This window comes from Burkholderia sp. Tr-862 (assembly GCF_011753085.1).
Lineage (GTDB): Bacteria > Pseudomonadota > Gammaproteobacteria > Burkholderiales > Burkholderiaceae > Burkholderia > Burkholderia ambifaria.
Window position 1 is genome coordinate 23,567 of record NZ_VWWG01000004.1, and the last position, 24,603, is coordinate 48,169.

The 24,603-nt window shown below is 63.1% G+C and carries 22 protein-coding genes; 9 read left to right on the top strand and 13 right to left on the bottom strand.

Going from position 1 to position 24,603, the window contains the following annotated elements; translation table 11 throughout:
- Positions 1 to 4: 4 nt before the first annotated feature.
- The 5 genes from F3J14_RS02295 to F3J14_RS02315 form a co-directional block, all read right to left on the bottom strand.
- Positions 5 to 1,087 carry a fatty acid desaturase gene (locus tag F3J14_RS02295; protein ID WP_166721590.1) on the bottom strand — a complete coding sequence of 361 codons (1,083 nt, stop codon included), beginning with the start codon at positions 1,085 to 1,087 and terminating at the stop codon, positions 5 to 7.
- A 106-nt stretch (positions 1,088 to 1,193) separates the two neighbouring features.
- A complete protein-coding gene (locus tag F3J14_RS02300) occupies positions 1,194 to 2,579 on the bottom strand; it encodes an NAD(P)/FAD-dependent oxidoreductase (RefSeq protein WP_166721591.1) in 1,386 nt (461 codons plus the stop codon).
- Between the two features lie 163 nt (positions 2,580 to 2,742).
- A complete protein-coding gene (gene fabF / locus F3J14_RS02305; protein ID WP_166721592.1) occupies positions 2,743 to 4,035 on the bottom strand; it encodes a beta-ketoacyl-ACP synthase II in 1,293 nt (430 codons plus the stop codon).
- A gap of 144 nt (positions 4,036 to 4,179) precedes the next feature.
- Positions 4,180 to 4,833, bottom strand: coding sequence for an acyl-homoserine-lactone synthase (locus F3J14_RS02310; protein ID WP_166721593.1), 654 nt, complete (start codon positions 4,831 to 4,833; stop codon positions 4,180 to 4,182).
- A 379-nt stretch (positions 4,834 to 5,212) separates the two neighbouring features.
- The gene (locus F3J14_RS02315; protein WP_166721594.1) at positions 5,213 to 5,596 is read right to left on the bottom strand and encodes a DUF4902 domain-containing protein; all 384 of its coding nucleotides are present in this window, start codon (positions 5,594 to 5,596) and stop codon (positions 5,213 to 5,215) included.
- A gap of 487 nt (positions 5,597 to 6,083) precedes the next feature.
- On the opposite strand from F3J14_RS02315, the gene F3J14_RS02320 reads away from it, so the two are divergent.
- The 6 genes from F3J14_RS02320 (at position 6,084) to F3J14_RS02345 (ending at position 12,047) form a co-directional block, all read left to right on the top strand.
- Positions 6,084 to 6,737, top strand: coding sequence for a LuxR family transcriptional regulator (locus tag F3J14_RS02320; RefSeq protein WP_228908934.1), 654 nt, complete (start codon positions 6,084 to 6,086; stop codon positions 6,735 to 6,737).
- Between the two features lie 465 nt (positions 6,738 to 7,202).
- Positions 7,203 to 8,549: an MFS transporter gene (locus F3J14_RS02325; RefSeq protein WP_006749591.1), complete on the top strand. Its 1,347-nt coding sequence runs from the start codon at positions 7,203 to 7,205 to the stop codon at positions 8,547 to 8,549.
- Between the two features lie 39 nt (positions 8,550 to 8,588).
- Complete coding sequence (locus tag F3J14_RS02330) at positions 8,589 to 9,560, top strand: dipeptidase (protein ID WP_166721596.1); 972 nt, start codon at positions 8,589 to 8,591, stop codon at positions 9,558 to 9,560.
- A gap of 25 nt (positions 9,561 to 9,585) precedes the next feature.
- A complete protein-coding gene (locus tag F3J14_RS02335; protein ID WP_166721597.1) occupies positions 9,586 to 10,110 on the top strand; it encodes a DUF5943 domain-containing protein in 525 nt (174 codons plus the stop codon).
- Between the two features lie 82 nt (positions 10,111 to 10,192).
- Positions 10,193 to 10,765 carry a PAS and helix-turn-helix domain-containing protein gene (locus F3J14_RS02340; protein ID WP_041491586.1) on the top strand — a complete coding sequence of 191 codons (573 nt, stop codon included), beginning with the start codon at positions 10,193 to 10,195 and terminating at the stop codon, positions 10,763 to 10,765.
- 511 nt (positions 10,766 to 11,276) lie between these two features.
- Positions 11,277 to 12,047, top strand: coding sequence for an enoyl-CoA hydratase (locus F3J14_RS02345; protein WP_166721598.1), 771 nt, complete (start codon positions 11,277 to 11,279; stop codon positions 12,045 to 12,047).
- Between the two features lie 49 nt (positions 12,048 to 12,096).
- Here the strand turns inward: F3J14_RS02345 and F3J14_RS02350 are convergent, their stop codons facing one another.
- From F3J14_RS02350 to F3J14_RS02360, 3 genes are all read right to left on the bottom strand, one after another.
- A complete protein-coding gene (locus tag F3J14_RS02350) occupies positions 12,097 to 12,528 on the bottom strand; it encodes a MarR family winged helix-turn-helix transcriptional regulator (RefSeq protein WP_006749586.1) in 432 nt (143 codons plus the stop codon).
- A 365-nt stretch (positions 12,529 to 12,893) separates the two neighbouring features.
- Positions 12,894 to 13,757, bottom strand: coding sequence for a class I SAM-dependent methyltransferase (locus tag F3J14_RS02355; RefSeq protein ID WP_166721599.1), 864 nt, complete (start codon positions 13,755 to 13,757; stop codon positions 12,894 to 12,896).
- Between the two features lie 34 nt (positions 13,758 to 13,791).
- Positions 13,792 to 14,439: a TetR/AcrR family transcriptional regulator gene (locus F3J14_RS02360; protein ID WP_166721600.1), complete on the bottom strand. Its 648-nt coding sequence runs from the start codon at positions 14,437 to 14,439 to the stop codon at positions 13,792 to 13,794.
- A gap of 282 nt (positions 14,440 to 14,721) precedes the next feature.
- Between F3J14_RS02360 and F3J14_RS02365 the strand changes: the two genes are divergently transcribed.
- The 3 genes from F3J14_RS02365 (at position 14,722) to F3J14_RS02375 (ending at position 16,844) form a co-directional block, all read left to right on the top strand.
- Complete coding sequence (locus tag F3J14_RS02365; protein ID WP_166721601.1) at positions 14,722 to 15,615, top strand: NAD(P)/FAD-dependent oxidoreductase; 894 nt, start codon at positions 14,722 to 14,724, stop codon at positions 15,613 to 15,615.
- Between the two features lie 123 nt (positions 15,616 to 15,738).
- Positions 15,739 to 15,879 carry a hypothetical protein gene (locus F3J14_RS35520; RefSeq protein WP_247682100.1) on the top strand — a complete coding sequence of 47 codons (141 nt, stop codon included), beginning with the start codon at positions 15,739 to 15,741 and terminating at the stop codon, positions 15,877 to 15,879.
- A 638-nt stretch (positions 15,880 to 16,517) separates the two neighbouring features.
- A complete protein-coding gene (locus F3J14_RS02375) occupies positions 16,518 to 16,844 on the top strand; it encodes a hypothetical protein (RefSeq protein ID WP_166721602.1) in 327 nt (108 codons plus the stop codon).
- Between the two features lie 398 nt (positions 16,845 to 17,242).
- On the opposite strand, the gene F3J14_RS02380 is transcribed toward F3J14_RS02375, so the two are convergent.
- The 5 genes from F3J14_RS02380 to F3J14_RS02400 form a co-directional block, all read right to left on the bottom strand.
- A complete protein-coding gene (locus F3J14_RS02380; RefSeq protein WP_166721603.1) occupies positions 17,243 to 18,694 on the bottom strand; it encodes a hypothetical protein in 1,452 nt (483 codons plus the stop codon).
- A gap of 819 nt (positions 18,695 to 19,513) precedes the next feature.
- On the bottom strand, positions 19,514 to 20,686 hold the full coding sequence (locus F3J14_RS02385; protein WP_166721604.1) for an FAD-binding oxidoreductase: 1,173 nt from the start codon (positions 20,684 to 20,686) through the stop codon (positions 19,514 to 19,516).
- 194 nt (positions 20,687 to 20,880) lie between these two features.
- Positions 20,881 to 22,032: a branched-chain amino acid ABC transporter substrate-binding protein gene (locus F3J14_RS02390; protein ID WP_166721605.1), complete on the bottom strand. Its 1,152-nt coding sequence runs from the start codon at positions 22,030 to 22,032 to the stop codon at positions 20,881 to 20,883.
- Positions 22,033 to 22,444: 412 nt separating this feature from the next.
- Positions 22,445 to 22,636 carry a CsbD family protein gene (locus tag F3J14_RS02395; RefSeq protein ID WP_006749575.1) on the bottom strand — a complete coding sequence of 64 codons (192 nt, stop codon included), beginning with the start codon at positions 22,634 to 22,636 and terminating at the stop codon, positions 22,445 to 22,447.
- A gap of 167 nt (positions 22,637 to 22,803) precedes the next feature.
- A complete protein-coding gene (locus tag F3J14_RS02400) occupies positions 22,804 to 24,348 on the bottom strand; it encodes a helix-turn-helix transcriptional regulator (RefSeq protein WP_166721606.1) in 1,545 nt (514 codons plus the stop codon).
- Between the last annotated feature and the right edge of the window lie 255 nt (positions 24,349 to 24,603).

The window sequence follows — 24,603 nt, forward strand, 5'->3', positions numbered from 1 at the left end:
GTTTCTACTTGCGCGCGACGGCGACCAGCGCGTCGCCGTCCCGAGCGTCGGCCGTGGCCGCTTCGCGATCGAGACGACCGTCTGCCATCCGCTCGAGGAATTCGTCCGTCGCGGACTGCAGGTTGACGCAGGGGTACTGGAAGCGACCCGTCGTATAACGCAACGCCCCAAGGAACGACGGCTCGACCTGCGCGCCTGTCCCCTCGAACAACCCGTGGGACGCCAGGTACGCGTGGAGCGCGGGCAGCCGATAACACGGGACGGCCGGATACTGGTGGTGTTCGAGGTGGTAATTGCTGCCGAAGAACAGCGCGGTATAGATCGGCGACGTATAGCTGCGGCTGTCGCGATATCGCCCCGGCACGGTATCCGTGTGCTCGATGTATGCGCGGATCGTGCTGAACACGTACACCCCGATATACGGAATCAGCATGACCGTGAAACCCAGCCACAACGAGCGATGCCAGATGAACCCGTAGGCCGTCACCGCAGACAGGTTCAACGCAACGTTGAGCCGCGAGATCCAGCGCATTTCGCGCTGGCTGAACGGCAACCGGGTGTTCTCCGGCCAGGGCAGCCCCGCCGCCATGCGCATGGCGTTCTTCAGATAGATCCGCACGCCCGTCGAGCGCGCGAGAAAGAAGCGCGACCAGAATGTGCGGTACTGCGAATAGATCTGGACATCCGGGTCGATGTCCTGACCGGTGAAGCGATGGTGCTTCCAGTGCGTCATGCTGAAGCCGACGATCAGGAAGCCGGGCACCAGCGACGAGCAGATGAGCGCAAGCGCGGCGCTCACGTACTTGTTGCGATGCAGGTTCGTGTGCATCCCCTCGTGCCCGACGAAGGTCAGCAGGTGCATGCCATGCCCGCCGATCACGCCCAAGACGATCGCCATGGCAATGCGTGTCGGCGTCGACGCCGGGATATCGACGACGGCGAACGCCACCGCGGCCGGGATCAGGAAGAATGCAAGCGCGTGCGCCAGATAGAGGATCGTGGCGACGGAACTGATTCGGTGGAAGTGTCGTGGCAGCTTGAGCCGCGAGAGTGCGAGCTCACTGTCCAGCGTGGCTTCGATGGTCAAAGCGTCTCTCCTCGAGTTACGCGACGCAGGGCCGGCGAGTGGCGAACGTGCCCCGCCGTGGCTTGAAATCGCGTGGCCGCAACGACCACGCTCCGGTGTTCCGCGCTCATATGGACTCCTTCACGCGAACGTCGTGATCGCTGCCGACCGCGAACGATTCGATCTCGTCAGGCTCGGACGCTTGCGGCCGGCCGGAACAGGCTTCCTCGGCCAGACGCTGGCGCAACGCCATCTCGGCGCGGATCGCCTCGCCTCGCCGGGACATGTCGATCAAAGGCTGGATCACGTCCATCTCGCCGCGCGCAACGGCCTCGTCTGCCCATTGCTTGATATCGCTCCGATCGAATACCGCAAACGGCGAGCACTCGCGATTCAGTGAAGCGAGCAAGCGTGCCTGCAGCACCGGATCGGTCGCCAGCTTGCCGTACAGGATCCGGCTGAGCGGGTTGTTGTGGTCGAGGGCGCCGCGACTACGCGAGTATTCGAACAGGTCGATCGAGATCGCGTCACGCTGACGCCAGTAGCGCACCAGCGCGTCGTCGCCGCCGTCGACAATCGCTCGGCCGAGCGCGCGTGCATCGCGCAGCGCATCGGTAATCCCAAAGCCGGGGGACGGGTCCATGAAGAGGCCCGCATCGCCGACCAGGGCCCAGCCCAGCCCTGCTGCCTGACGGAAGAAAAAGCGCAGCTTCAACGCGCCGAGCACCTTGCTCGCAGGCGCCCCGGTAATCAGCGGCGCCGTGTGACGGTTGGCGCTCAGCGTCTCCATGAGCTTTTCGAGCACGCGCCCTTTCCACTCCGGCAACTGCGCTTTCGAAAAAGCCACCCCGATCAGCAACAGGTCGCGGTTGGTCGGAAAGACGAACACGATATCGTCGCCGAAGAGGCAGTTCATCGCGCCACCCTGATAGCGTGGATCGTCGTCGAACCAGTCCGGCCGCGGCCAGTAGGCCCAGTAAATCGCACGGGGGCAGTCGTAGTCGTGATACTCGTCGGCGTTCACGAGTTCCGCCGTGGTCGAGTGCGGACCGTCCGCGCCCACCACGACCCGCGCCCGAATTTCTTCACGGGCTCCGCCCTGTTCGACCACCGCGCCCGTCACCCGCCCGCCGTCGCGCAGCAGGCCGACCAGCTTGGTCCGCGTACGAACCTCGGCCCCCGAGGTGCGCGCCTCCTCCAGCAGGACCGCATCGAGATCCATGCGTCGCGGGCAGGAGCAACGTCCGCCGACCGGATACTCGATGCGGCCGGTCACCTCGTCGACGCCATACATCATGCTGGGCACCGGCGGCGCGAAGCTGCGCACCTTGTCACCCAGAGACAGTTCGTCCAGCAGCGCCATGCCGTACGGCGAAATCCAGTGAGTGGACAATGGCTGGTCGCTCGGGAGATTGCCCGCGTCGATCGCCAGAACGCGCTTGCCGGCGCGCGCCAGATGAATCGCGAGTGTGGCGCCCGCGCAGCGGGCGCCCACGATGAGGGTGTCTAACACGGAAAGTTTTCCCTTTGGATGACGACTGGAACCCGGATTGCACGTGACGCGCCCTCGCCATCGAATGGCGTGGGCGTAGGCGGACCGCGACGTAGCGCCGATTACCGACGCTTCGCAATCCTTTCTAAATGTCGAATGGCACGCGGGCTGCGAGCGTCTGGGTTCAATGCGCCGAGGCCGAGCTATCCGGCGGATACCGTTTGAACAGCACCGAGGCATTGACGCCGCCAAACCCGAACCCGTTCGACAGTGCGATCTCGATGGGAACGTGCCGTGCGGATGGCCCGATCAGATCCAGGCCGGCGGCAGCTTCGTCGGGGTGCTCGAGATTCAGCGTGCCGGGCATCACGCCATCGCGCAGGGCGAGAATCGAAAACGCCGCTTCGATGGCGCCCGCCGCCCCAAGCAAATGCCCGGTGGCCGACTTGGTCGAGGAAATCGCCGGACCGGCGCCCACGCCGAACACGGTTTTCAGCGCCTCGATTTCTCCGGAGTCGCCGACTGGCGTCGAAGTCGCATGCGCGTTGACGTAGCCCACCTGTTCCGGGGCGATCTCGCCCATGGCCAGCGCCAGCTTCATCGCCCGCATGGCGCCGGATCCGTCGTCGGGTCCGGCGGTCATGTGATAGGCGTCCGCCGTGGTTCCATACCCGATGATTTCCGCGATCGGGCTGGCGCCGCGTGCGATGGCATGGTCCAGCGACTCGACCACCAGCATCGCGGCCCCCTCGCCCATGACGAAGCCGTCACGGGCGCGGTCGAACGGGCGCGAGGCCCGGGTCGGCTGATCGCCGAAACCGGTCGACAGCGCCCGCGCCGCCGCGAATCCGCCCAGGCTGACCTTGTCGAAGGCCGCTTCGGCGCCGCCGGCCAGCACGACATCGGCCTCGCCGGTCCGGATCAGGCGCATCGCATCGCCGATTGCCTGCACACTCGCCGCACAGGCAGTCACGGGACAGCCGAGAGGCCCGCGAAACTGGTGCTTGATCGAAATCTGGCCAGCCGCCAGATTCGACAGAAAGAACGGGATGGTGAACGGCGACAGCCGCCGCACGCCACGCGTCTCGCCAATCCTGACCGCCTCCGCCAGACCGGGAAATCCACCGATGCCCGATGCGACGACCGTAGCCGTGCGCTCGCGCTGATGCTCGGTTTGCGGCGCCCATCCGGATTCAGCGAGCGCCTCGTCCGCGGCGACCATCGCCATCTGGATGAAGCGATCCATCTTCCTCAGTTCCTTGTTCGGCACCGAAAGCTCCGGATCGAACCCGCCGTCGGGATCGTCGGTCTTGCCCTGTACGGTCCCGCCGACCTTGGCGGGCAGTTCACCGACGATGTCGTCGCCGAGCCGGCGCAGCCCGGAGCTTCCTCCGATCAAGCGCTGCCACACCAATTCCTTACCGCAACCCAATGGGGACACGATGCCAATACCGGTCACTACCACTCGAAGCGTCATTTCACCTTCCCCCTTCGGGCCAGGACCAGCCGAGCCACGTCGTTAAAGCAGTTCATCTTCAGGGCACACCTTTGAGTTAATTCATTGCACCGGGGCACGGCTGCGGCGGACCGTCGTGCTTCCCGGTGCGTGCGCATCGAGCGTTCACACCGCTTGTCCGAACGCGTGCGACATAGGCAGGGCGCGCGACAGGTTGAACGGCACGCTGTGTTCCAGCGCGTCGAGGTTCAGCGCCGCGCGCGTTTGCTCATCGATCTCGATCCAGAACGGCAAGGTCGGCTTGCCGTCGATCATTTGCGGCGGAGCAGCGCGATGCACGTTGACGCCCATCCGCTTCAGCAGCCGTTCGTTGCCGAGCACGGAGAAGGCAATGAGACGGTCGGCGCCATGTGCATGCGCGACACGGACGATTTCGGACATCAGGGCGCGCGTGTTTTGCCACGACTCTTCCGCGGTCAACGACTCGCCGCGCGGCATGCTCATCGCGAAGCGGGACAGTTCCCACACGTTGCGCGCACAGGGAAGGGATGCGCCGCCCATCAAATCCGGAAACACCTCACCGAGCAGATAAGGCTCATCGGTCGGCAGCAGCCGACCGCATCCGACGATTTCACCGCTGCGGTCGCAAGCGACGACATAGAGGGTGTCCGCGTGATCGAAGTCGTCAAATTCGATGCCGTCGCCGGTGGGTAATGACCAACCGAGTTCCTGTATAAAGACCTTATGCCGAAACTCCGCAAGTCGATTCATCGTCTCGCGACTCAAATCAGCGCTTCTTCCCGACAATAAAGTCAGCATCGTAAATGCCCTCTCTCTCTTATCTCAGAATTGTTAGCGCGAATTGGACCCGAAATTGCCAAGTCAAAAAAGCTGCCCGAATGGGCAGGGTCGGGCGTTCGGGCGAGATTCTTCGCGGCGAATGCGCTGGGACATTACGCCGTGCAAACGGAGAGGGCGGAATTCAACTGGCGAGCGCTACGGGAGTCGGTCGGAAAAACCGGCCGGAGCGCACTTGATTATCGGAGGGCCGCGTCACGGCATGGATGACCGTGGCTGTCATCGCGCCATTGCCACACGGATCAGGAGGATCGATGGAAATCGGGGGCGGAGCGGCATAAATGATGTGCCGCGAAGCATAGGGTTTCATGCAAGATAACCCTATGCATTGAAAACAAAATCAGTGACCTGCGAAGATGGCCGATTCAAGTTCGCGCTGACGGACGCCCGAGCACAGCCAGCCCTGGATCAATTCCTGGCTGTATCGCGCTCCATAATCGTCACCGTTCATGTTGAGGAGCATCACGTTGCTGCTGACGTCGTCCTTCCCGACCCTCACGTCGGACTGGCCCACCGCCACATGCCATACGCAGCCGACGCTCGCGGTCGGTCGCGTTTCGGTGCAGATCAGTTCGTAGTAGCCGGCGTTGACGGCGCTAATGCCCTCGCCCCACAAGTCATGCAACACGTTCGGGGCTTGCTGACACATATGCTGACGGAAGTGCAGCGCGTAAAACGCCGGCAAGGTCAATCGTACGTATCCATCGTTCAGTTTTTTTGGCATGTCCGTTCTCTCGACGTGGCACCTGTTAAAATCGCTGCCGCATAGTTTGGCAAGATTCGCGGCTATCGGCTAGGCGAAGGCCATTGCAACGCTTGTAGCGCGCCCGCGTTGTGATTCGTGATAGCCGGCGCGATCGTGTGCATATTATTTACGATTATTACAAATCATCCAAACAATGCCACCGCATTATCAGGATGTACAAGTCGCCATGCCCACATGCAAACCCCACAACTCGAGCGATCAATATCGAGCGCGGGCCCCCCTGAATCCGCCATCACGGAGAAAAATTCGCGAACACACCATGCTTGCCACTCGATACTTGAAACAATGAGTCTCCCTCTTGAATAAGTTGTTGAAAAACCGGTCAACGCACCAACCTCACGATATAGCCCGCCTTCGCGGGCAGGATTGACCGAAAGGTAATGATATGCATGCCTGGAGAGAGAAGTATCTGAATGGATACGCTACGGCAAAATCCGAGACCGACGTGTTTCGGGAGTTCACGGCTGACGTGCGAGCACTTGGATTCGAGTACTGTTCGTTCGGTCTGCGCGTTCCATTGCCGGTCAGCAAGCCGCAGTTCATGCTGCAGTCCAACTATCCGCAGACGTGGGTCGACCGCTATGTGAGCCAGAATTATTTTGCCGTCGACCCGACGGTGCGGCATGGACTCAGCCAGATGAGCCCGTTGATCTGGCGCGCCGATAGCCAGACACAGAGCGTCGAGTTCTGGGACGAAGCGGAACACCATGGCTTGCGCCACGGCTGGTGCATGCCGTCCATCAGCCGCACCGGGGCGATCGGGCTCGTGACCATGGTGCGATCGGGCGAGCCGATCGACGAGCGCGAGCTCGCGGAAAAGGGCTACCAGATGTCATGGCTCGCGAACATGGCCAACTATGCGATGAGCATGCATCTGCTCGCGCAGTTCGTGCCCGAATATGCCGTCGAGCTGACTGCTCGCGAGCGCGAGACGCTGCGATGGTCTGCCGCGGGGAAAACCTACGCCGAGATCGGCAAAATCATGCATGTCGACGACCGCACCGTCAAATTTCACCTCGTCAATGCAATGCGCAAGTTGAACGCAACCAACAAGACCGAAGCCGCGGTCAAGGCGGCGATGCTGGGGCTTTTATTCTGACGATGTTCTCTTCATCGACCCTGTACGAACCTTTCCGCCGTTCCTAGGTTCGCTCGTCGCCCCAGAGGCGCACCGGCACATGGCGTCAGCCCCATACTCGCCCCGTGCGGCCAGGCGACCGTTCGCCCCCGCTGCCATGACGCAATGGCCGGCGTCATTCTTCCGACGATTCAGGCTTGGCGTTTGCCAAGCCTGCCACGCGCCTTGCCACCCGCCCCTGAACCCGCAGCCGGCTCGCGCTTGTCTTTCGCCACGCTGCGGGCGCGGCTTTTTGCCTGGTGCCCGAACGCGCGCGCGGTTTTTTGCCCGATTCCCGACGCCCATCCGACAGTCGGGCCGATCGCCCATCAGCCCCGCCCCGCCCCCGATTACCTAGGTAATTGACACGTATAGACCTAGGTAATTGTCCTCCCTACCATGGGTTTCGACGCGACCCAAAGCGCCCCACACGAAGAGGACACGACCATGACCACCCAGGACGTCGACACCAGAACGTTACGACGCGTGATCGCTGCAGCGTCGATCGGCAATTTCGTCGAATGGTTCGATTTCGCCGCATACGGCTTTCTCGCCACCATCCTGACGCGCGAATTCTTCCCGAGCGGCGACCCGACGATCGGACTCCTGAAGACGTTCGCCGTCTTCGCGGTGGCCTTCGCATTCCGACCGCTCGGCGGCCTCATCTTCGGCGTCATCGGCGACCGGATCGGCCGCAAGCGCACGCTTGCGCTGACGATCCTGCTGATGGCCGGCTCGACGACGTTGATCGGCCTGCTGCCGACCTACGCGAGCATCGGCTACTGGGCGCCGTTGCTGCTCACGATCATCCGCTGCGTGCAGGGCTTTTCCGCCGGCGGCGAATACGCCGGCGCATGCGCGTACGTGATGGAACATGCGCCGCGCCGCCGTCGCGCCTTCTTCGGCAGCTTCGTGCCGGTATCGACCTTCTCGTCGTTCGCTTGCGCGGCGGTGGTCGCCTATCTGCTCGAGTCGTCGCTGTCGTCGCAGGCGATGATCGAGTGGGGCTGGCGCGTGCCGTTCCTGATCGCGGCACCGGTCGGCCTCATCGGCGTCTACTTGCGTGTCAACCTGAATGAAACGCCCGCGTTCCAGGCGCTCGAAGGCAAGCACGACATTGCGCATGCCCCGCTGATGGAAACGCTGCATTCGCAGTCGCGGAACATCCTGAAGCTCGGTGCGTTCGTGTCCGTGACGGCGCTGTCCTTCTACACGTTCACGACGTATTTCGCGACTTACCTGCAAGTGGCCGGCCACCTGTCGCGCGGCACGTCGCTCCTCGTGACGGTGCTCGCCCTCCTGTTCGCCGCGGCATTGTGCCCGGTCGCCGGCCTCTTCTCCGACCTCGTCGGCCGCCGCGCGACGATCGCCACGACCGGCATCTTCATCATCGTGTCGGTGTATCCGGCCTTCTCGCTGGGCGGCTCGGGCGTGTTGTCGCACTCGCTGATCGGCGTCGCGCTGCTCGCGATCGGCGCGGTGTTCTCGGGCGTGGTGACGGCGCCGCTGATGTCGGAAGTGTTCGCGACGAAAACCCGCTATACGGCGTCCGCGATCACCTACAACCTCGCCTACACGATCTTCGGCGGCACCGCCCCGCTCGTCGCCACGTGGCTGATCTCGGCGACCGGGACCAACCTGTCGCCTGCGTACTACCTGATCGCCGTGTCGATCTTCGCGATGATCGGCGGTCTGTCGCTGCCGGAAACGTCGAAGACGGCACTCGAGGAAGCCGGCCCGGCAACCGGCAGAGCCGCCCAGTCCGCCAAGCGCGGCGTCGAACGCGCCGTTTGAGCGGCCGTCCCGCACAACATCAACGCACGGAGCGACACGATGACCAGCCTTCATGACGCCAGCATCATCATCGACGGCCTGAACATTTCCAAATTCGAGCGCTCCGTGTTCGAAGACATGCGCAAGGGCGGCGTCACGGCCGTCAACTGCACGGTCTCCGTGTGGGACGACTTCCAGAAGACGATCGACAACATCGCGGAAATGAAGCAGCACATCCGCGAATACAGCGAAATTCTCACACTGGTGCGCACGACGGACGACATCCTGCGCGCGAAGAAGGAGAACAAGACGGGCATCATCTTCGGCTTCCAGAACTCGTATGCGTTCGAGGACAATCTCGGCTACATCGAAGTGTTCAAGGAACTCGGCGTGAACGTGGTGCAGCTCTGCTACAACACGCAGAACCTCGTCGGCACGGGCTCCTACGAGCCGGACGGCGGATTGTCCGGCTATGGCCGCGAAGTGATTCAGGAGATGAACCGGGTCGGCATCATGGTGGATCTCTCGCACGTCGGCGCGAAGACGTCGTCCGACGCGATCGCCTGTTCGACGAAGCCGGTCACCTACTCGCACTGCTGTCCGTCCGGCCTGAAAGAGCATCCGCGCAACAAGACGGACGATCAACTGCGCGAGATCGCGGAGGCCAACGGCTTCGTGGGCGTCACGATGTTCATGCCGTTCCTGCGGCGCGGCGCCGACGCGACTATCGACGATTATCTCGAAGCGATCGAATACGTGATCGACTTGATCGGCGAGGACAAAGTCGGTATCGGCACGGATTTCACGCAGGGCTACAGCACCGAGTTCTTCGACTGGATCACGCACGACAAGGGCCGCTATCGTCGTCTGACGGACTTCGGCAAGGTCGTCAATCCGCAAGGCATCCGCACGATCGGCGAATTCCCGAACCTCACGGCCGCGATGCAGCGTGCCGGCTGGAGCGAATCGCGCATCAAAAAGGTGATGGGCGAAAACTGGCTGCGGGTATTCGGCGAAGTCTGGAACGGTTGAATCGCCCAATATCAACGCACCCGCCATGCACCCGCAATTGCCCATCGACGTCGATCCGGATACCGGTGTCTGGACGACCGACGCGCTGCCGATGCTGTACGTGCCGCGCCACTTCTTCACGAACAATCATGCAGCTATCGAAGAGGCGCTCGGCCGCGAAGCCTATGCTTCGATTCTCTACACGGCGGGCTACAAGTCGGCCTATCACTGGTGCGACAAGGAGGCGACGCAGCACGGCATCAGCGGCATGGCCGTGTTCGAGCATTATCTGAAGCGGCTGTCGCAGCGCGGCTGGGGTTTGTTCACCCTCGTCGAAGCCGATCCTGCGACGTCGCATGCGCGCATCCATCTGCACCATTCGTCGTTCGTGCTCGCCCAGCCCGACAAACACGGCAAGCTGTGCTACATGTTCGCGGGCTGGTTCGCCGGCGCGATGGACTGGGTCAACGACACCGCGGCCGACCCGGCTGCCAAGGGCCCGCGCGCGCACTCGACCGAAGTCCAGTGCGCGGGCGAAGGACACGATTGCTGCGTCTTTCAAGTCGGGTGAGCGTTCGGCAAGCGCTACAATCCGGCAGGAGCGAACCTGCCCGATAGCCTTGGTCCGAACGCGGTTCGGCCCCGTCGACAAGATGCCGAACATGACCGACACGACGCCCCGTCTCGATTACGAAGATCTCTTCCGACATCTGCCCGTCGCGGCGATCGTGGCCAGGGAGCGCATCATGGTCGAGTGCAACGAGAAGGCGCTGCAGCTGTTCCGGGCGACCCGTGACGACATCATCGACCAGTCGTTCGCGAAGCTGTATCCGCAGCAGAAGGACTTCGCGACGACCGGCCGGCGCCTCGCGCCGCTGCTCGCGAAACATGCCGGGTTCAGCGACGATCGCATCATGCGCCGTGTCGACGGCAGCCATTTCTGGGTCACCGTGTGCGGCTTCGGATACAACCCGAAGCGGCCCTTCGAGCTGGCCGTCTGGACCTTCACCGACCTGTCCGAAAGCGCAAAGCATCCCGACGTCACGAGCACGCTGACCGATCGCGAGCGCGACGTCGCGGCATTCCTGGTTCACGGCCTGACGAGCAAGGAGATCGGCAAGGAGTTGAACATCAGCCCGCGCACGGTCGACATCCATCGCGCGAGCTTGCTGCGGAAGTACGAGGTGCGCACGACGCACGATCTGATCGCGTGCTTGCTGGCGTGAGGTGCGGGCGGGTCAAAAGCACTTGCCGCATCTGAGCCATAACGAAAAAGATGCTCTGTCGATTTCGATGCGTCCGTTCAACCGAGTTCGATCGAGCTGCCGGGATCACGGATCCGCGCAATATACGCGTCCCGCGAGTACCTGGATGCCAAGATCAGAAGCTGGATCGACTTTTTGCAAGGATCCATTCCCCGCCTGCTCGATGATGACGAGATGACCTCGAACATCCGGTACGCACACTGATCGATATGACGAAAGCAGCGCCTGCTAGCACGTTCGGCATATCGACTACGCGCCCACATCCGAGCACAAGCGACGATACGTAAAAGCAACAATCGAGCACGCGCGGCGCGCGACGTGTCCACGTGTGACGCTGATGCGCCAGCCCCATCCGCCTCCGGAACCGAAGTGCATCCACGCGTTTACTTCGCATGCGAACTGACATAATATTCGCATGCGAACCAGTTCCCGCGACGCTTCGACGATTCAACCCTACTTTGGAGACGAAACCATGACGCCGGAAATCAAGACTGTTCTTTCGGATGGGGTACTGACTGTTACGATCTCGCGCCCCGAGAAGAAGAACGCGCTCACCAACGACATGTACAGCGCGCTGGCAGACGCCGTCGCAAGGGCGAATGACGACGACGAGATCCGGGTGTTGTTGTTTCAGGGGGATGGAGACAGCTTCACGGCAGGGAATGACGTGGCGGAATTCGCTGCACAAGCGGCGGGAGACGGGCCGAAGGAACGACACGTGGTGCGCTTTCTGCGCACGCTTGCGACGGCGACCAAGCCGCTCGTCGCTGCGGTTCAAGGCAAGGCCGTCGGCATCGGAACGACGATGTTGTTACATTGCGACTACGTGCTGATTGCCGAAGATGCGCAATTGATCACGCCCTTCGTCAATCTCGCGCTGGTTCCCGAGGCAGCATCGAGCTACCTGCTTCCATCGCGGATTGGCCATAACCGAGCGTTCGAGATGTTCGCGCTCGGCGAACCTGTCGCCGCCCATGCCGCGGTTGCGTGGGGCATCGCGAACAAGGCCGTCAGCGCAGCCGATCTGCGCGCGGAAGCGCATCGCGTCGCCGCGAAAATTGCCTCAAAGCCCAGTGGGTCGCTCACGGCAACGAAACGACTGATGCGCGACGCGGAAAAATTGGTCGCGCAGATGGACAACGAAAGCGCCATTTTCGTGGAGCGACTGGGCAGCGCGGAGGCAAAGGAAGCGTTCATGGCCTTTGCCCAAAAGCGCCAACCTGATTTCACGAAGGTACGCTGACACAACATGGGACAGGCCCGCGCGGGACGCGGCACACGATCCCGCGCGGTTATTCCGGATTGTCGTCGGCCGGAAACTTTTCCTGCAGGCTGCTCAGCCAGCGCGCCACGATGTCGATCTCGGATGCGGAGAACCCTTCCGTGAGCCGTGCATTCAGGTCGACGAGACCCGCCTTGGTCCGCTTGAGCACGCTGTGACCTTCCTTGGTGAGCCACAGGCGTGTCGCGCGTCCATCCGATTCGTCCGCGTGGCGCTCGATGAGGCCCGCACGTTCGGTTCGATCGACGAGACCGCTCATTCCTGGCGCCTTGATGTCGAGCGCGGCCGCTGCCTCGTGCATCAAGGCCCCGTCGTTCTTCGCCAGAAAAAAGAGCAGACCGGCTTGCGCAGCCGTTACGCCGCCAGCAGCCGTGCGCGCCTGAGACCAACGATGCAGACGACGCTGCCCCACATTCAAGAGATAAACGAGCCGGTGATCCATTCGAAATCCTTTCGCGCTCCTTCGATTGTTCGCGTGCGAATATTAGCATGCTGGTCCACCCTCGCGAGATCTCGTCGCGGCGTTCATGGCCTGCGTTGCTGCTTGCTGTCGGACAGCAGCATTACACCGTACGTCGCCACTGTCCTGCGAAGATGAAACTGGGGCACGCTTGCGCGCTGTCCAATGCCGCCTTTGCGGAAACCATCAAGCTCGCATGCCACTTCAATGAAGAAGTCAGTTTCCCGTCCGAGTGCAGGTCATGCCATCAAAGCCACTCGCTCGCTAATGGCGGCTTCCAAGCCAGAAGGGACATCAATCTGACGCCCCGCTTCACCGAGCGGGGGCGTCTCCGTTGTTAATCCCTGTCAGCTTGCCGAATTGCGTGCCGTGACGATCCACGCCGCGCCGTCGATCATCACCGACCGCTCGCCTGGGAGGCCCGCGAAGGCGGCTCGAACCGCGGCCGAGGCGCGGGCCCGGATGTCGTCGGGCTGATCAGCGAGAACGCGCGACAGCGGGCCGACCTCGAGTGTCATCTCTACCGCGTCGTCGATCGCCGCATCCCGCGTCTCCCCCTCGCCGAATGGGATGGAAGCATCGAATGGCGCGATAGCGATATCGGTGAAGCCGGCCGCCGTCAGGATGCGCGCCACGCGCCCCCGGTCGCCGAACGAGAATGGGCCGGGCGCCTCGGGATCGGGCGGCGCCGTCGGCGGGACGATGCCCTTGATCGCGCCCATCGGCAAGCGCACCCAATAGTTCTCGGCCATGCTGCGCCAGCAGACGAAAACGACTCGCGCGCCCGGCTTGAGCGCACGGCGCATATGAGCGAACGCCGCTGTGGGATCGTCAAAGAACATCACGCCGAAGCGCGAGAACAGGAGGTCGAACGCGCCCTCGGGCAGCTCGGCGCTGCTGGCGTCGGCCACCCGGAACAGCGCCGGCGCATCCTGGGGCGCAAGCGCGCGCGCTCGGCGGATCAGCGGTTCGGATATGTCCACGCCGAGCACGTGGCCCCCCGCGCCGACGCGGGCGGCCAGATCCAGACTAGACGCGCCCGCGCCGCAGCCGACGTCCAGCACGCGTTCGCCCGTGGCGGGCGCGGCGGCTTCGATCGCGGCCTGGCCGAACACAGCCATCATGGCATCGAGCCGGGCCTGGTAAGTGACCCAGCGCTCCCCGCTTTGGCCATTCCAGTCGGCTACCTGATCAACATTTTTCTCTGCCATGCCATCTCCTTGTTCTAATCCGTTCGTAACCAGGCTACCCGTGCGCGTGGTCGCTGCGACCGTGCGCGGCGATGAACATGGCGACGGCCGAGCGGCAATAGGATTCGATTTCGTTGTCGTCCCGTGCTCTCGCCTCATCGAAGCGCGCGATAAGCAGGAGATCGGATCCTTTGAAAAGCGCGGCAAACAAGCGGGCGGACCTGAGAGCATCGGGTACGTTCAGAATCGCTTTCGCGTGCAACTGACGCAACACGGCCTCGATTTGGGCGATGACATGGGCCGGCCCGGCTTCGTAATGGAGCTTGCTTAACGACTTTTGATTCGTCTTGTCGGCCAACACCATGGCTTCGACACTCCGGACGTCGGGGCTCAACAGCGTGCGAAGCAGGGATGATCCCACCGCCATGAGCTGATCTTCGGCCGAACCGTCGACGCCTTCAAAAAGGGCCTGTGGTGAAAACTGATGGCAGTGGGCCGCCATGGCCGCGCTGAACAGCGCCTCCTTGTTCTCGAAGTGCCGATAGATGCTTAGCTTGGATATCTTCGCCCGCTGGGCGACCTTGTCCATGGTCGTCGCTTGAAAACCCAATTCCACAAAGAGTTCGCAGGCGGCGTCGACTATCGTTTGGCGAAGCGCCTCGTTGGCGGGCCGGCCGCGCCGGCCCTGACTGTTTTCGGTCACGACAATTCCAGTACTTGACAGTATTCAAATTCTTGCACTACGATACCACGCAGTATCTTAAATGTGCAAGCCAAGGGTTGGTTTCAACCGGTTGTCCAAATCAGGTTTCCCCGGGGCGCCCGGCGATATCGAATGCGGCATTGTCCGGCCGGTCAATACACCCATGGGCAACTTTCTCGCCAATGCCGAAGCCCTGCTCGCTGACCGTCTCAAGCGCGTATCGCCGGACGACATTGCACACCACGCCCAGCCCCCTCCATCCACAATCCGGAGCCGATCACCATGAATGACGTCATCATCATCGGCGGCAGCTTTGCCGGCCTCGCCGCCGCCCTGCAGCTCGGCCGTGCCCGCCGCAAGGTCACCGTTCTCGATACCGGCCGGCCGCGCAACCGCTTTGCCGGCCACTCGCATGGCCTGCTCGGCCACGATCACAAGCCGCCGCTGGACATCCTGGTCGAGGCGCGGCAGCAGCTGGCGCGCTATCCAACGATCAGGCTGGTCGATGCCCGGGCCGAGAGCGTGTCTGGCGCCATCGACGATTTCTGCGTCGTCACTGACGATAACGAAAGCCTTAGGGCGCGCCGCCTGATCCTGAGCTATGGCGTCGCCGACCAGATGCCTGATGTTCCGGGCTTTGCCGAAAGCTGGGGCACGTCCATCGTGCCCTGCCCGTATTGCGACGGCTTTGAAGTCGCCGGCCAGCATTGGGGCCTCGTTTGGTCCGGCCCGCAGTCGCACCAGTCTGTCAGGCTGTTCCGCGATTGGACTGACAAGTTGACTGTCTTCGCCGATGGTCATGACATTGCGCCCGATATCCAGGCCGATCTGGCGCGCCGCAACATACCTGTCGTCGATGGCCGGATCGTCGAGATCGCCCATCACCAGGGCCGTATCACCACCGTCAATCTCGATACCCGCCGCAATGTCGCGGTCGACGTCCTGTTCGCCCATCCGCGCAACAAGCCGTCCGCAAATCTGCATGAATCGCTGGGCCTCGCCACGGTGGATACGCCCGTCGGCATCGCCCTTAAGGTCGACGAGCGCCGCCAAACCAGCATGCCCGGCATCTACGCCGCCGGCGACCTTGCCACGCCTCTCTTGCCCTCGGTCACCCAGGCATCATCGCAGGGCGCGATGGCGGGCATCTTCGCCCAGCAGTCGATGCTGGTTTGAGCGCACAGATTCAGCGCAAATTTATCTTTTTCTTGGCCGACGGATAAAGGAGGGAAGCAAGCGTGTTCTGCGACGAGTCGACGGAGCTATGTGGTGGCGTTGGGATGTGCCCTCGCGAGCAGCATGAGCGGCGCCAGTGAGTTTTCACGGAAGTGGGTCACGGTACTTGACGCGATGGCCGGCTTTCTCGTCGCCATCAATGGCGCGTTGCTTGCCTTCGTGTGGACGGGCGCAAAGTTGCCCGACAGCACGCTGCATTGGTAGAAGGCGTTCGTCTATGTCGCGTCAGGCCTCGCGCTGATATCGCTTTTGCCAGCAGTTTCGGTTGTATTCCCCCGGATCAAGCTTGAAACGAAGCCTTCAGTCGAGCCGGTCACGTTGACTTCTTCGGGGCGATGTTCGCAATGATCGGCAACGCGACAAATTGAACACTGTGGCGAGCGTCCGCCAAGCAGATAGGACAGGACATTTAAATGCCCGCTCGGCAGCGCGCGCGAACGGCCGGAGATGGCCGGTTTCTGTCTTTTATCGATCGCTTACCGATGGGACGACGAGTCCGGCATCCAAGGCCATGCGTATTCGGGGTAAGGAGCCTTTGCAGCCCTTGCAGCTCACAGGGCGCGAGCGCACAGGAGATATTGCCTCGAGCAATCAGCCTGCGCCGTCGGCGGTGCACGGAGTGTCACGTCGATGTCGCATCCTGGCGGCCTGCCCGGATTAGTACTCCCTGCGGTAGTGGCCTACACTAGAACTTCCACGTTCCGCGGGCTCGGTTGCAGCTTTGATGCAATGCAGTGTTGCCGCCGGCCGATTGAAGCGAGCGACTGGCGATACCACAGGCGACGCCGGAGTTATCTGCTGCCTGAGCTCATCTGGAACCGACGTTCAAGGAGGAGTTCATCATGTTGCAAGCCAGTGAAATCCAAAAGCGCTTTACCCATCTGCAGCAAACCGTGAGCGAGGCATCACGTACCTGTCACGCCGACAGGACGATTCCAAAGGACCTGATCAACTGGGTGGATGAGTTGGACAAGGAATGCAAATCGGCGAAGAAGCTCATGGCGTCCAACGATGAAGATCGTATTCGGCAATGCGTCGACGATCTCGAACGAATCGGTGATCGTGCAGAGCGTGCTTGCCAACAGGCCGGCAGTCTTGATGCCAAGATCACGAATGCAGTAAGTACGATGCATTCGGAACTTTCCGATCTAAAGCGACAACTGCATTGACGTACCCGACAGCCCCGGTTTCATGTGTGTTTCACGCCGGGGCTGTTTGCCCTTCGGCCCGCACTTTGACACGCCGATAGGCAATATCAACAACTGGACCTTACCGGCACCCGCTGTTTGTGAACACGCGGCGCAACAGTTCGAGTACTTGCACGCGGGTCATGAAGCAAGGGCACTTTATGCGCTGATGCGATTGGTCGAGGGGCTTGATCCGTCCTTTCGAGAGTGATCGCAGCCGTGGTGGTCGCGCCCATGCGAGCGCGATTGGGCAAGCCCACCCCTAATCCGTGCTCGCGCTCGCAGATCATCAGCGGACCGGAGTCGACCCGTTGCCGACGTTCGACACGACGCTACCTCAGCGGCAGCTTTCAAGGGTGAAGCGGCCAACGCTGGCCGCCCTAATGCTGGTCAAGGTACAGCTTGGCCACGCGTACCTCGGTCCGGACCGTATCTGCGTTTTGCGTAAGCGCGACGAGCTTCCCATAGTAGAGCTGCGCCTTCTGTTTATCCTGCGCCAGGTCTGCCGCCTTCGCTGCGCCATACAGGCCGCGCAGGCGGTTGGGGGTTGCTTGCATCGATGCCTCGTACTCCTTCAGCGCATCGGCAGGTCGCTTCAGATCGAGCAACATCTCGCCCAGCAGTTCGCGCATCGGGTAAAGCCGGTTCTCCATCGCGACCTGCTTTTCGGTGCTGTCCTCCAGGTCGGCCGCGGCGCGCATCTGCTTCAGCGCCTGATCGTCCTTGCCCTGGACATGATCCAGCCACGCCGAGGCGGCCTGGATTTGAATCTGGACCTGCTCGGCCCAGTATGGCTGCTTGGCCGCTTCGAGCTTCGCACGCTGCTGCGCGAGCATATCGAGATTGGTCTGCGCCATGTCCACCTTGCCGCTGCGAGCGCAGCCTAGCGCGCGGGCGAAATACGTGATTGCCTCGGCTTGCGGCCAGCGGCTGCCACGCGGCTCGAGCGTGGCAGCCTCTTGCCAGTCACCGCGCTCGAGCGCATAGCGCGCCGGGATGGCAGCCAGCGCCGTATAGACTGCCAGTCGGTCAAATGGAAATTTCGTCGCAGCGTTGGCCTCATCGCGGACTTGTTTTGCATGCGCGTCCTGGCCCAGTTGTAGATAGGCATACTCCATGAAATCCCATGAATGGGGCGCCCCACCGTGGGTGGCGCCTGGCCAGCTTCTGGCAGTTTCTTCCTGCATCGCCGTCAGCGCTGCCTGGTTCGATTTGATGGATTCGTCCCACATGCCAAGCATCGAGTAGATGTGCGAGGGCATATGCAGGGCGTGCGGCGCCGCCGGGGCAATCTGCGCGTATTGGTTGGCATACGGCAGCCCGCGCTGGGCGAGCGCTGGGTAGTCGTAGCTGTGGATCAAATAGTGTGCGACACCGGGGTGGTCGGGCTGCACACGGTAGATTTTCTCCAGGATCGCTGCAGCCTCGAGTTGATTGGCATACGTCTTGTCGCTGGGCAGCGCAGCCTCGTTGAGTGCGAGCGCGTAGAAAATCGCGGCTTCGGTGTCGTCGGGATACTTCTTCGTCAAGCGCGCCATCGCGTGCTCGTATGCCAACGTGCGCTGACTTTGGGGGATTTTGTCGTAGTCTTTGTAAAACACCTCGGTTGCCAGCAGCCATTCGCGTTCCCGTTCGGTCTTGGGACCCAGCGCCAAGCCCTGCTCCGTTGCGTCCCATCCGCGCTTGAGTGCCGTCTCGTCAAAGGGTGGGACCAGGGGGTTGGGCCGCTGGGCGATAGCCAAGCCCCAATAGGCGATGGCGCATTGCGGATCGATCTGGGTCACGGCCTCGAACGCCTTGAGCGTCGAAGGGTAAAAGAATGAATGCAGCATCGCCAGTGCCTTCTCAAACTGGACTTGTGCCGCAGGGCTGCATGACGTGGGGAACTTCACGGTGCCGAACTTCCCGCCCCCCGGTTCCGCAGCGGCGTGGTTTTCGTGTTGGGCAAGGGTCGGAGCGGATGCGAGGGCCGCTAGCAGGCATGCGGATATTAGCTGCTTGTGACACATGATGACCTCCCTCGCACGGCGAAGGACACACCTCATGCGAGATCGTCAAAAGCGGTGGTGCTGGGCGGCCCAGCAGTGCGGCCGGTCACGATGACATTGCTGTTTGAGAGGGCTCGGGTCGCCGCCGACGAATCAGACAGGAAGAGTTGAGTGGCGAGCACTTTTTTTTAGTCAATGTAGTAGGTGGCAACAAGCTCGGAAACCCTAAGCCGCTTCAAATTTTCACGAACGGTCTGAGAACGGTTCGAACGCGCAGATCAATAGCAGCCGCACTAGCTGCCAATAGTCACGTAAGAGGAATTGGACGCAAAGAAAAGTCGCGCGCATAGGCAGATGAAGCGACTTGCATCGTCGCCAAACGAACGGCCGCTCATGGATGAGGACCGGACGCGTCAATGTCGAGGGGATGGTCCGGGCGGGTGACCGTATATGGCCGAACCCGGTCTGTTGGCATGAAGCGCATGCGTGCAACTGAGCTTCTTCGAGTATTCGCAATAGCGACCGTCCGCTACTGCCCGAATGCCGACCGCCCCCGCCCCACCCATAATCCCCGAAGAACAAAAAAAGCCCGGCAAAGCCGGGCCAATCAGATTGAGACACAAGGAGAATCCCGCCCACCCCACACCGGGCGGTCACGCCGCGCTACACGACGTTCTTTTCGACGATCGGCCGGTTTTCGAGCACGCGCTCCCAGCCGAGCGACGACAGGTCGAGCGATTCATACCGCCCGCCCAGAATCAGTTCACTCACCCCACGCCCGGTCGCGGGCCCCTGCTGCAGCCCATGCCCGCTATAGCCGTTCGCGAACACGACGTTATCGAGCTCGGGGTGATACCCGATGATCGCATTGTGATCGAACACGTTGTACTCGTAGTACCCGGACCAGCAGTTCTCCACGCGCAGCGCTTCGAACGCCGGCACGCGATTCGCGAGCGTCGGCCAGATCACTTCGTCGAACAGGTCGTGATCGACCTCGTCGAGCGGCAGATCGTCGGGATCGCGATCCGGGCTCGGTGACGTCCCGCAGATATACGTGCGCCCTTCCGGCCGGAAATACACGCCCGTCGGATCGATCAGCAGCGGACAACCGGTGAGCTGCGCCGGCGACGACACGTTGAAGATGCTGCGACGCCGCGCATACACGGGAATGTCGATGCCCATCATCGACGACAGCGTGCGCGTCCATGCGCCCGCCGCGTTGACGAGCGTGTCGCACGCGTAGCGCTCGCCGTCGCTCGTCATCACATGCGTCACCTTGCGACCGTCGCGAACGACGCCGGTCACGTCGGCCGGCACGTAGCGCGCGCCCAATGCCTGCGCCTTCTTGCGCAGCGCCTGCACGAGCCCGTAGCCGTCGAACCACCCTTCGCCGCTGACGCCATAAGCGCCCGACACGAGATCGTCGACGTTCAGCCACGGAAACTTCGCGCGCAGCGCATCGCGATCCATCAAGCGGATATCGGCGCCGAGCTTCGTCTGCAGCGCATGGTTCTCGCGCAGAGTCGCATCGCCTGCCGGCGTCGCGAGGAACAGGTAGCCGCCTTCATGCAGATCGATCGACGGCCGCGTGCCGTCGACCTCGAGCCGCTCGCCGATCGTGCGCAGGAAGTCGATCCCGAACAGCGACATCTCGATCGACAGCGGCGTCGAGAACTGCTGGCGAATCGATGCGGCCGACAACGCCGACGACGACCTCGCATAGGTCGGATCGCGTTCGATGACGGTCACCGACACCGTCGGATCGGTAGCACGCAGAAAATAGGCGATCGAGCTGCCGATCACACCACCGCCGACGATGACGACTTGAGAACTCACGACTGACTCCAGTTGCACGTGAAAGGCGCGGCCAGCCGGCCGCGCCCGAAGGTTGTTCGTGCCGCGTCGCGCGCGGCGTCGTGCGTGCGGACCGCCCGGCGAATCGCCCCGACATGCGCGGCGATCGCATCCGATCGCCTTGGGTATTTCAGCACGTTGGGCGTCGCCGCGAAAGTCCGCGCGCGTTCGGGTATTCAGTCCGCCGTTTGCGTGGTGACGGGCTGCCACGCGGCGTTCTTCACTTCATACAGCGTCGAGCTCGGGTTCTTCAGGTCGCCCGTGTTCGTGAACGCGATCGTGCCGGTGATGCCGTCGTAGCGCGTGCCCTTCAGCGCGCCGTTGAAATCGGCCGGCTTCGTCGAGTTCGCCTTCTGCATCGCGTTGATCGCGATCCACGTCGCGTCATACGCGAACGGCGCATACGCGAGCATGTCGACGCCGTACTTCTGCTTGAATTTCGTTTCGAACTGCTTGCCCTTCGCGAGACGCGACAGCGGCTGACCGTACTCCCACACGGACGCGCCTTCGGCCGCGTTGCCGGCGAGCTTGATGAAGTTCGCGTTCATCACGCCGCCACCCGCCAGGAACTGCGCGCGGATACCGAGCTGGCGCATGCGCTTGACCAGCATCGCGGACTGCGCGTCGAGGCCGCCGAAGAACACCAGGTCGGCGTTCGTGCTCTTGATCTTCGTGAGCTGCGCGCTGAAGTCGACGGCCTTGTCGTTCGTGAATTCGCGCGCGACGATCGTGCCGCCGTTCGCCTTCGCGGCCTTCTCGAACTCGTCGGCTTCGCCCTGGCCGAACGCGGTGCGGTCGTCGATGATCGCGATGCGCTTCGCCTTGGTCACGCTCGCCGCATAGGCGCCGGCGTTGCCGGCGTTCTGCGCGTCGGTGGCGATCACGCGGTACACGGTGCCGAGCCCGGCGCGCGTGATGTCGGGATTGGTCGCCGACGGCGTGATCATCGGAATGCCGGCCTTCGCGTAGATCTTCGACGCGGGCAGCGTCGTGCCCGAATTGAAGTGGCCGATCACGACTGCCACTTGCGCGTCGGTCAGCTGCTGCGCGGCCTGTACGCCGATACGCGGATCGCTTTGATCGTCCTGCGACGCGACGACGAACTTCACCGGCTTGCCGCCGATCGTCGTATGCGCGGCGTTCGCCTCGTCGACGGCCATGCGCACGCCGTTCTCGATGTCCTTGCCGTAAGCGGCGCCGCCGCCGGTCAGCGGCACGGCCACGCCGACCTTGATGACCGCCTCCTGCGCGTGGGCCACGCCCGTCTGGAACGCGAGGATCGCGGCGGTCAGTGCAATGCCGGAAAGCGAACGAATGCGGAACGTCATCGGCCAATCCTTCTTGTATGGGTCGGGTGCGCCGCGCGACCATCGCGCGGCGGCGACCTCCCGCGTGCCGGTGAATTCTGCTGTCGCCGGGGCTGCACCAAAGGCGCAACGCCTGCCGGTCGATCACCGCGGTTCCGTCTCCGAAGAACCTGTCAGCGCGAAAGAGGTGAACCGATTGTGGGTAGCCAATACGCGTGCAGCAAACGAAATATCGGAACTATGTAGTGAGGAATTGTCATCAAGTTCCATGCGTGTCGACGGCGCCGGCCCGCGCGACGGCGGACCGGGAAGGAGAAACATCGGGCGGGACGCGTGCACGTGCCTTCAAATCAAGGCTGCGTGGGGTGATGTCGATCGAGCATCATCGCTGCGTCATGCGGTGTCGACGCATCACGCGATGGGTCAATGGCGCTCAGTGCCGGTCGGTGCCCGTATGACGACGCACCTCGTCGGCCGCCTCGCCGGCCTTCTCCTGGATCTTGCCGGCCTGCTGTTCCGCCACGCCTTCCGCCTCCGTCTCGCGGTCGCCCGTCACCTTGCCGAGTGCTTCCTTGACCGAACCCTTCAGTTGTTTGAGCTTGCCTTCGATGCGATTCCTGTCCATGGTCGTCTCCTGCAATGAATTGGGGAGAGAGCCGACGGTGCCGCAGCCCGCGCCGCACCGCCGAGTGGACAGGATCGCAGCCGCGCGCCGCGCGCGGCAGATGCGGATGCACCAGCCTGCATGGTGCATTCGCACCGATGGGGGAGACGGCCTGCGCCCGGGCGTCGTCAGTCCTTGCCGTTCGCGCCGCCCTTGTCGGCACCCTTCTCGCCGCGCGCGCCGTTCGCGTCGGCCGCGCCGACGATCCCGCGCTCGCGCGCCCACACGATCGCCTCGCCGCGGCTATGCACGTCGAGCTTCGCGTAGATCGTCGCGACATGATTGCGGACCGTGTTCGGCGCGAGCCCGAGGCGGCCGGCGATCTCCTTGTCGGCGAGGCCGTGACACAGCAGGTCGAACACGTCACGCTCGCGCGCGGTGAGATCCGATAGCTGCGCGCCCGCGTCCGGCGCATTCGCGCGCCGCACGTTCGCCAGTTTCTCGATCAGCGTGCGGCTGAACCACGACGCATCCTGCATCGCGGTTTCGATCGCGTAGACGAGCTCCATCTCGGTACGCTTGCGATCGCTGATGTCGAGCAACGCGATCAGCAGGCAATCCTGCCCGTGAATCGCGACCGGTTCGGCCGACACCACGCAGTCGCGCACGTCGCCATCGCGCGTGCGGATCTGCACGTCCGCGTTGCGCACGTTGCCGTCGCGCGCGAGTTCGCTGTCGATCCGCTGGCGCGCGCCGCGTTCGGCCCACAGCCCGATCTCGTCCGCGGACTTGCCGAGCAGATCGTCGCGCGCATGGCCGGCCATCCCGACGAATGCATCGTTCACGTCGAGCAGCTCGAAGCGGTCGGCCGTGACGATCGCGGTCGCGACCGGTGCCATCCGGAACGCCTTCGCGAAGCACTCCTCGCTCTGCCGCAGCGCGAGCTCGGCCTGCTTGCGCGGCTCGAGATCCATGAACGTGAACAGCATGCACGCTTCGCCGTTCATGTCGATCGGCTGCCCGGCGACGACGACCGCCTTCGTGCCGCCGTCCGCGCGCTTGAGCACGGCCTCCATCTGCGGGATCGTCGCGCCCTCGCCGAGCCGCTCGATCGCGAGCTCGCGCTGCTCGGCCTGATCGAGCACATCGACTTCGTAGACGGAGCGGCCGAGCACGTCGTCGCGTGCGTGGCCCGTCATGTCGAGGAAGCCTTGATTGACCTTCACGTAGCGCAGGTCGTCGAGCCGGCAGATCACGGCCGGCGCCGGGTTCGCGTTGAACGTGAGCTCGAAGCGCTCCTCGGCGCTCGCCCATTCGGTCGCGTCGTGCAGCACGAGCGCGAGACAGTCGGGCTCGCCGGCGGCGTTCGTCAGCACGAGGCTGCGGATCCGGTGAACCCAGCTCACGTTCTCGTCGGCGGCCGATTCGACTTCGACCGTCACGTCGCTGAACTCCTCGCCCGCGATCACGCGGTCCATCGGATAGTGGCCGTCGCCCACCGGATGGTTGTTCCGGTAGCGCAGCCGGAAGCGCTCGCGATACTCGGTCACGTCCGCGCCGAGCGCGTCGAGCTCGGTGACGCCGTGCATCGCGAGCGCGGCCTCGTTCGCCCACACGATGCGCTGGTCGGGTTCGATGAGGATCACGCCTTCGGTGAGCCCCGCGATGATCTGATACAGCTGACGCCGGTCGGTATGCGACTTGAGCGTCTGTTCGTTTACTCGATCGTCCATTGAAGGGTCGTCCACGTCGTCTGCATGGTTGCCGGTTCGGCCGCATCCGCGCCATGAGGCGCCGACATGCGCCGGCCCGGCACGTTGTCGCGATGGTCGCGTGCCGCCGATGCGCTCGGCACGCGCGGATGCATCACGCGCAATAGTACATTCGCGTGCCGCGCCGCCAGCGTGCGCTATCCCGCCAAGCCGCGCGCAGCGCGGCACCCGCGCCTGTCCTTCCGCATCGCCGTCTGTCGGCGCATTTCCCGTTCC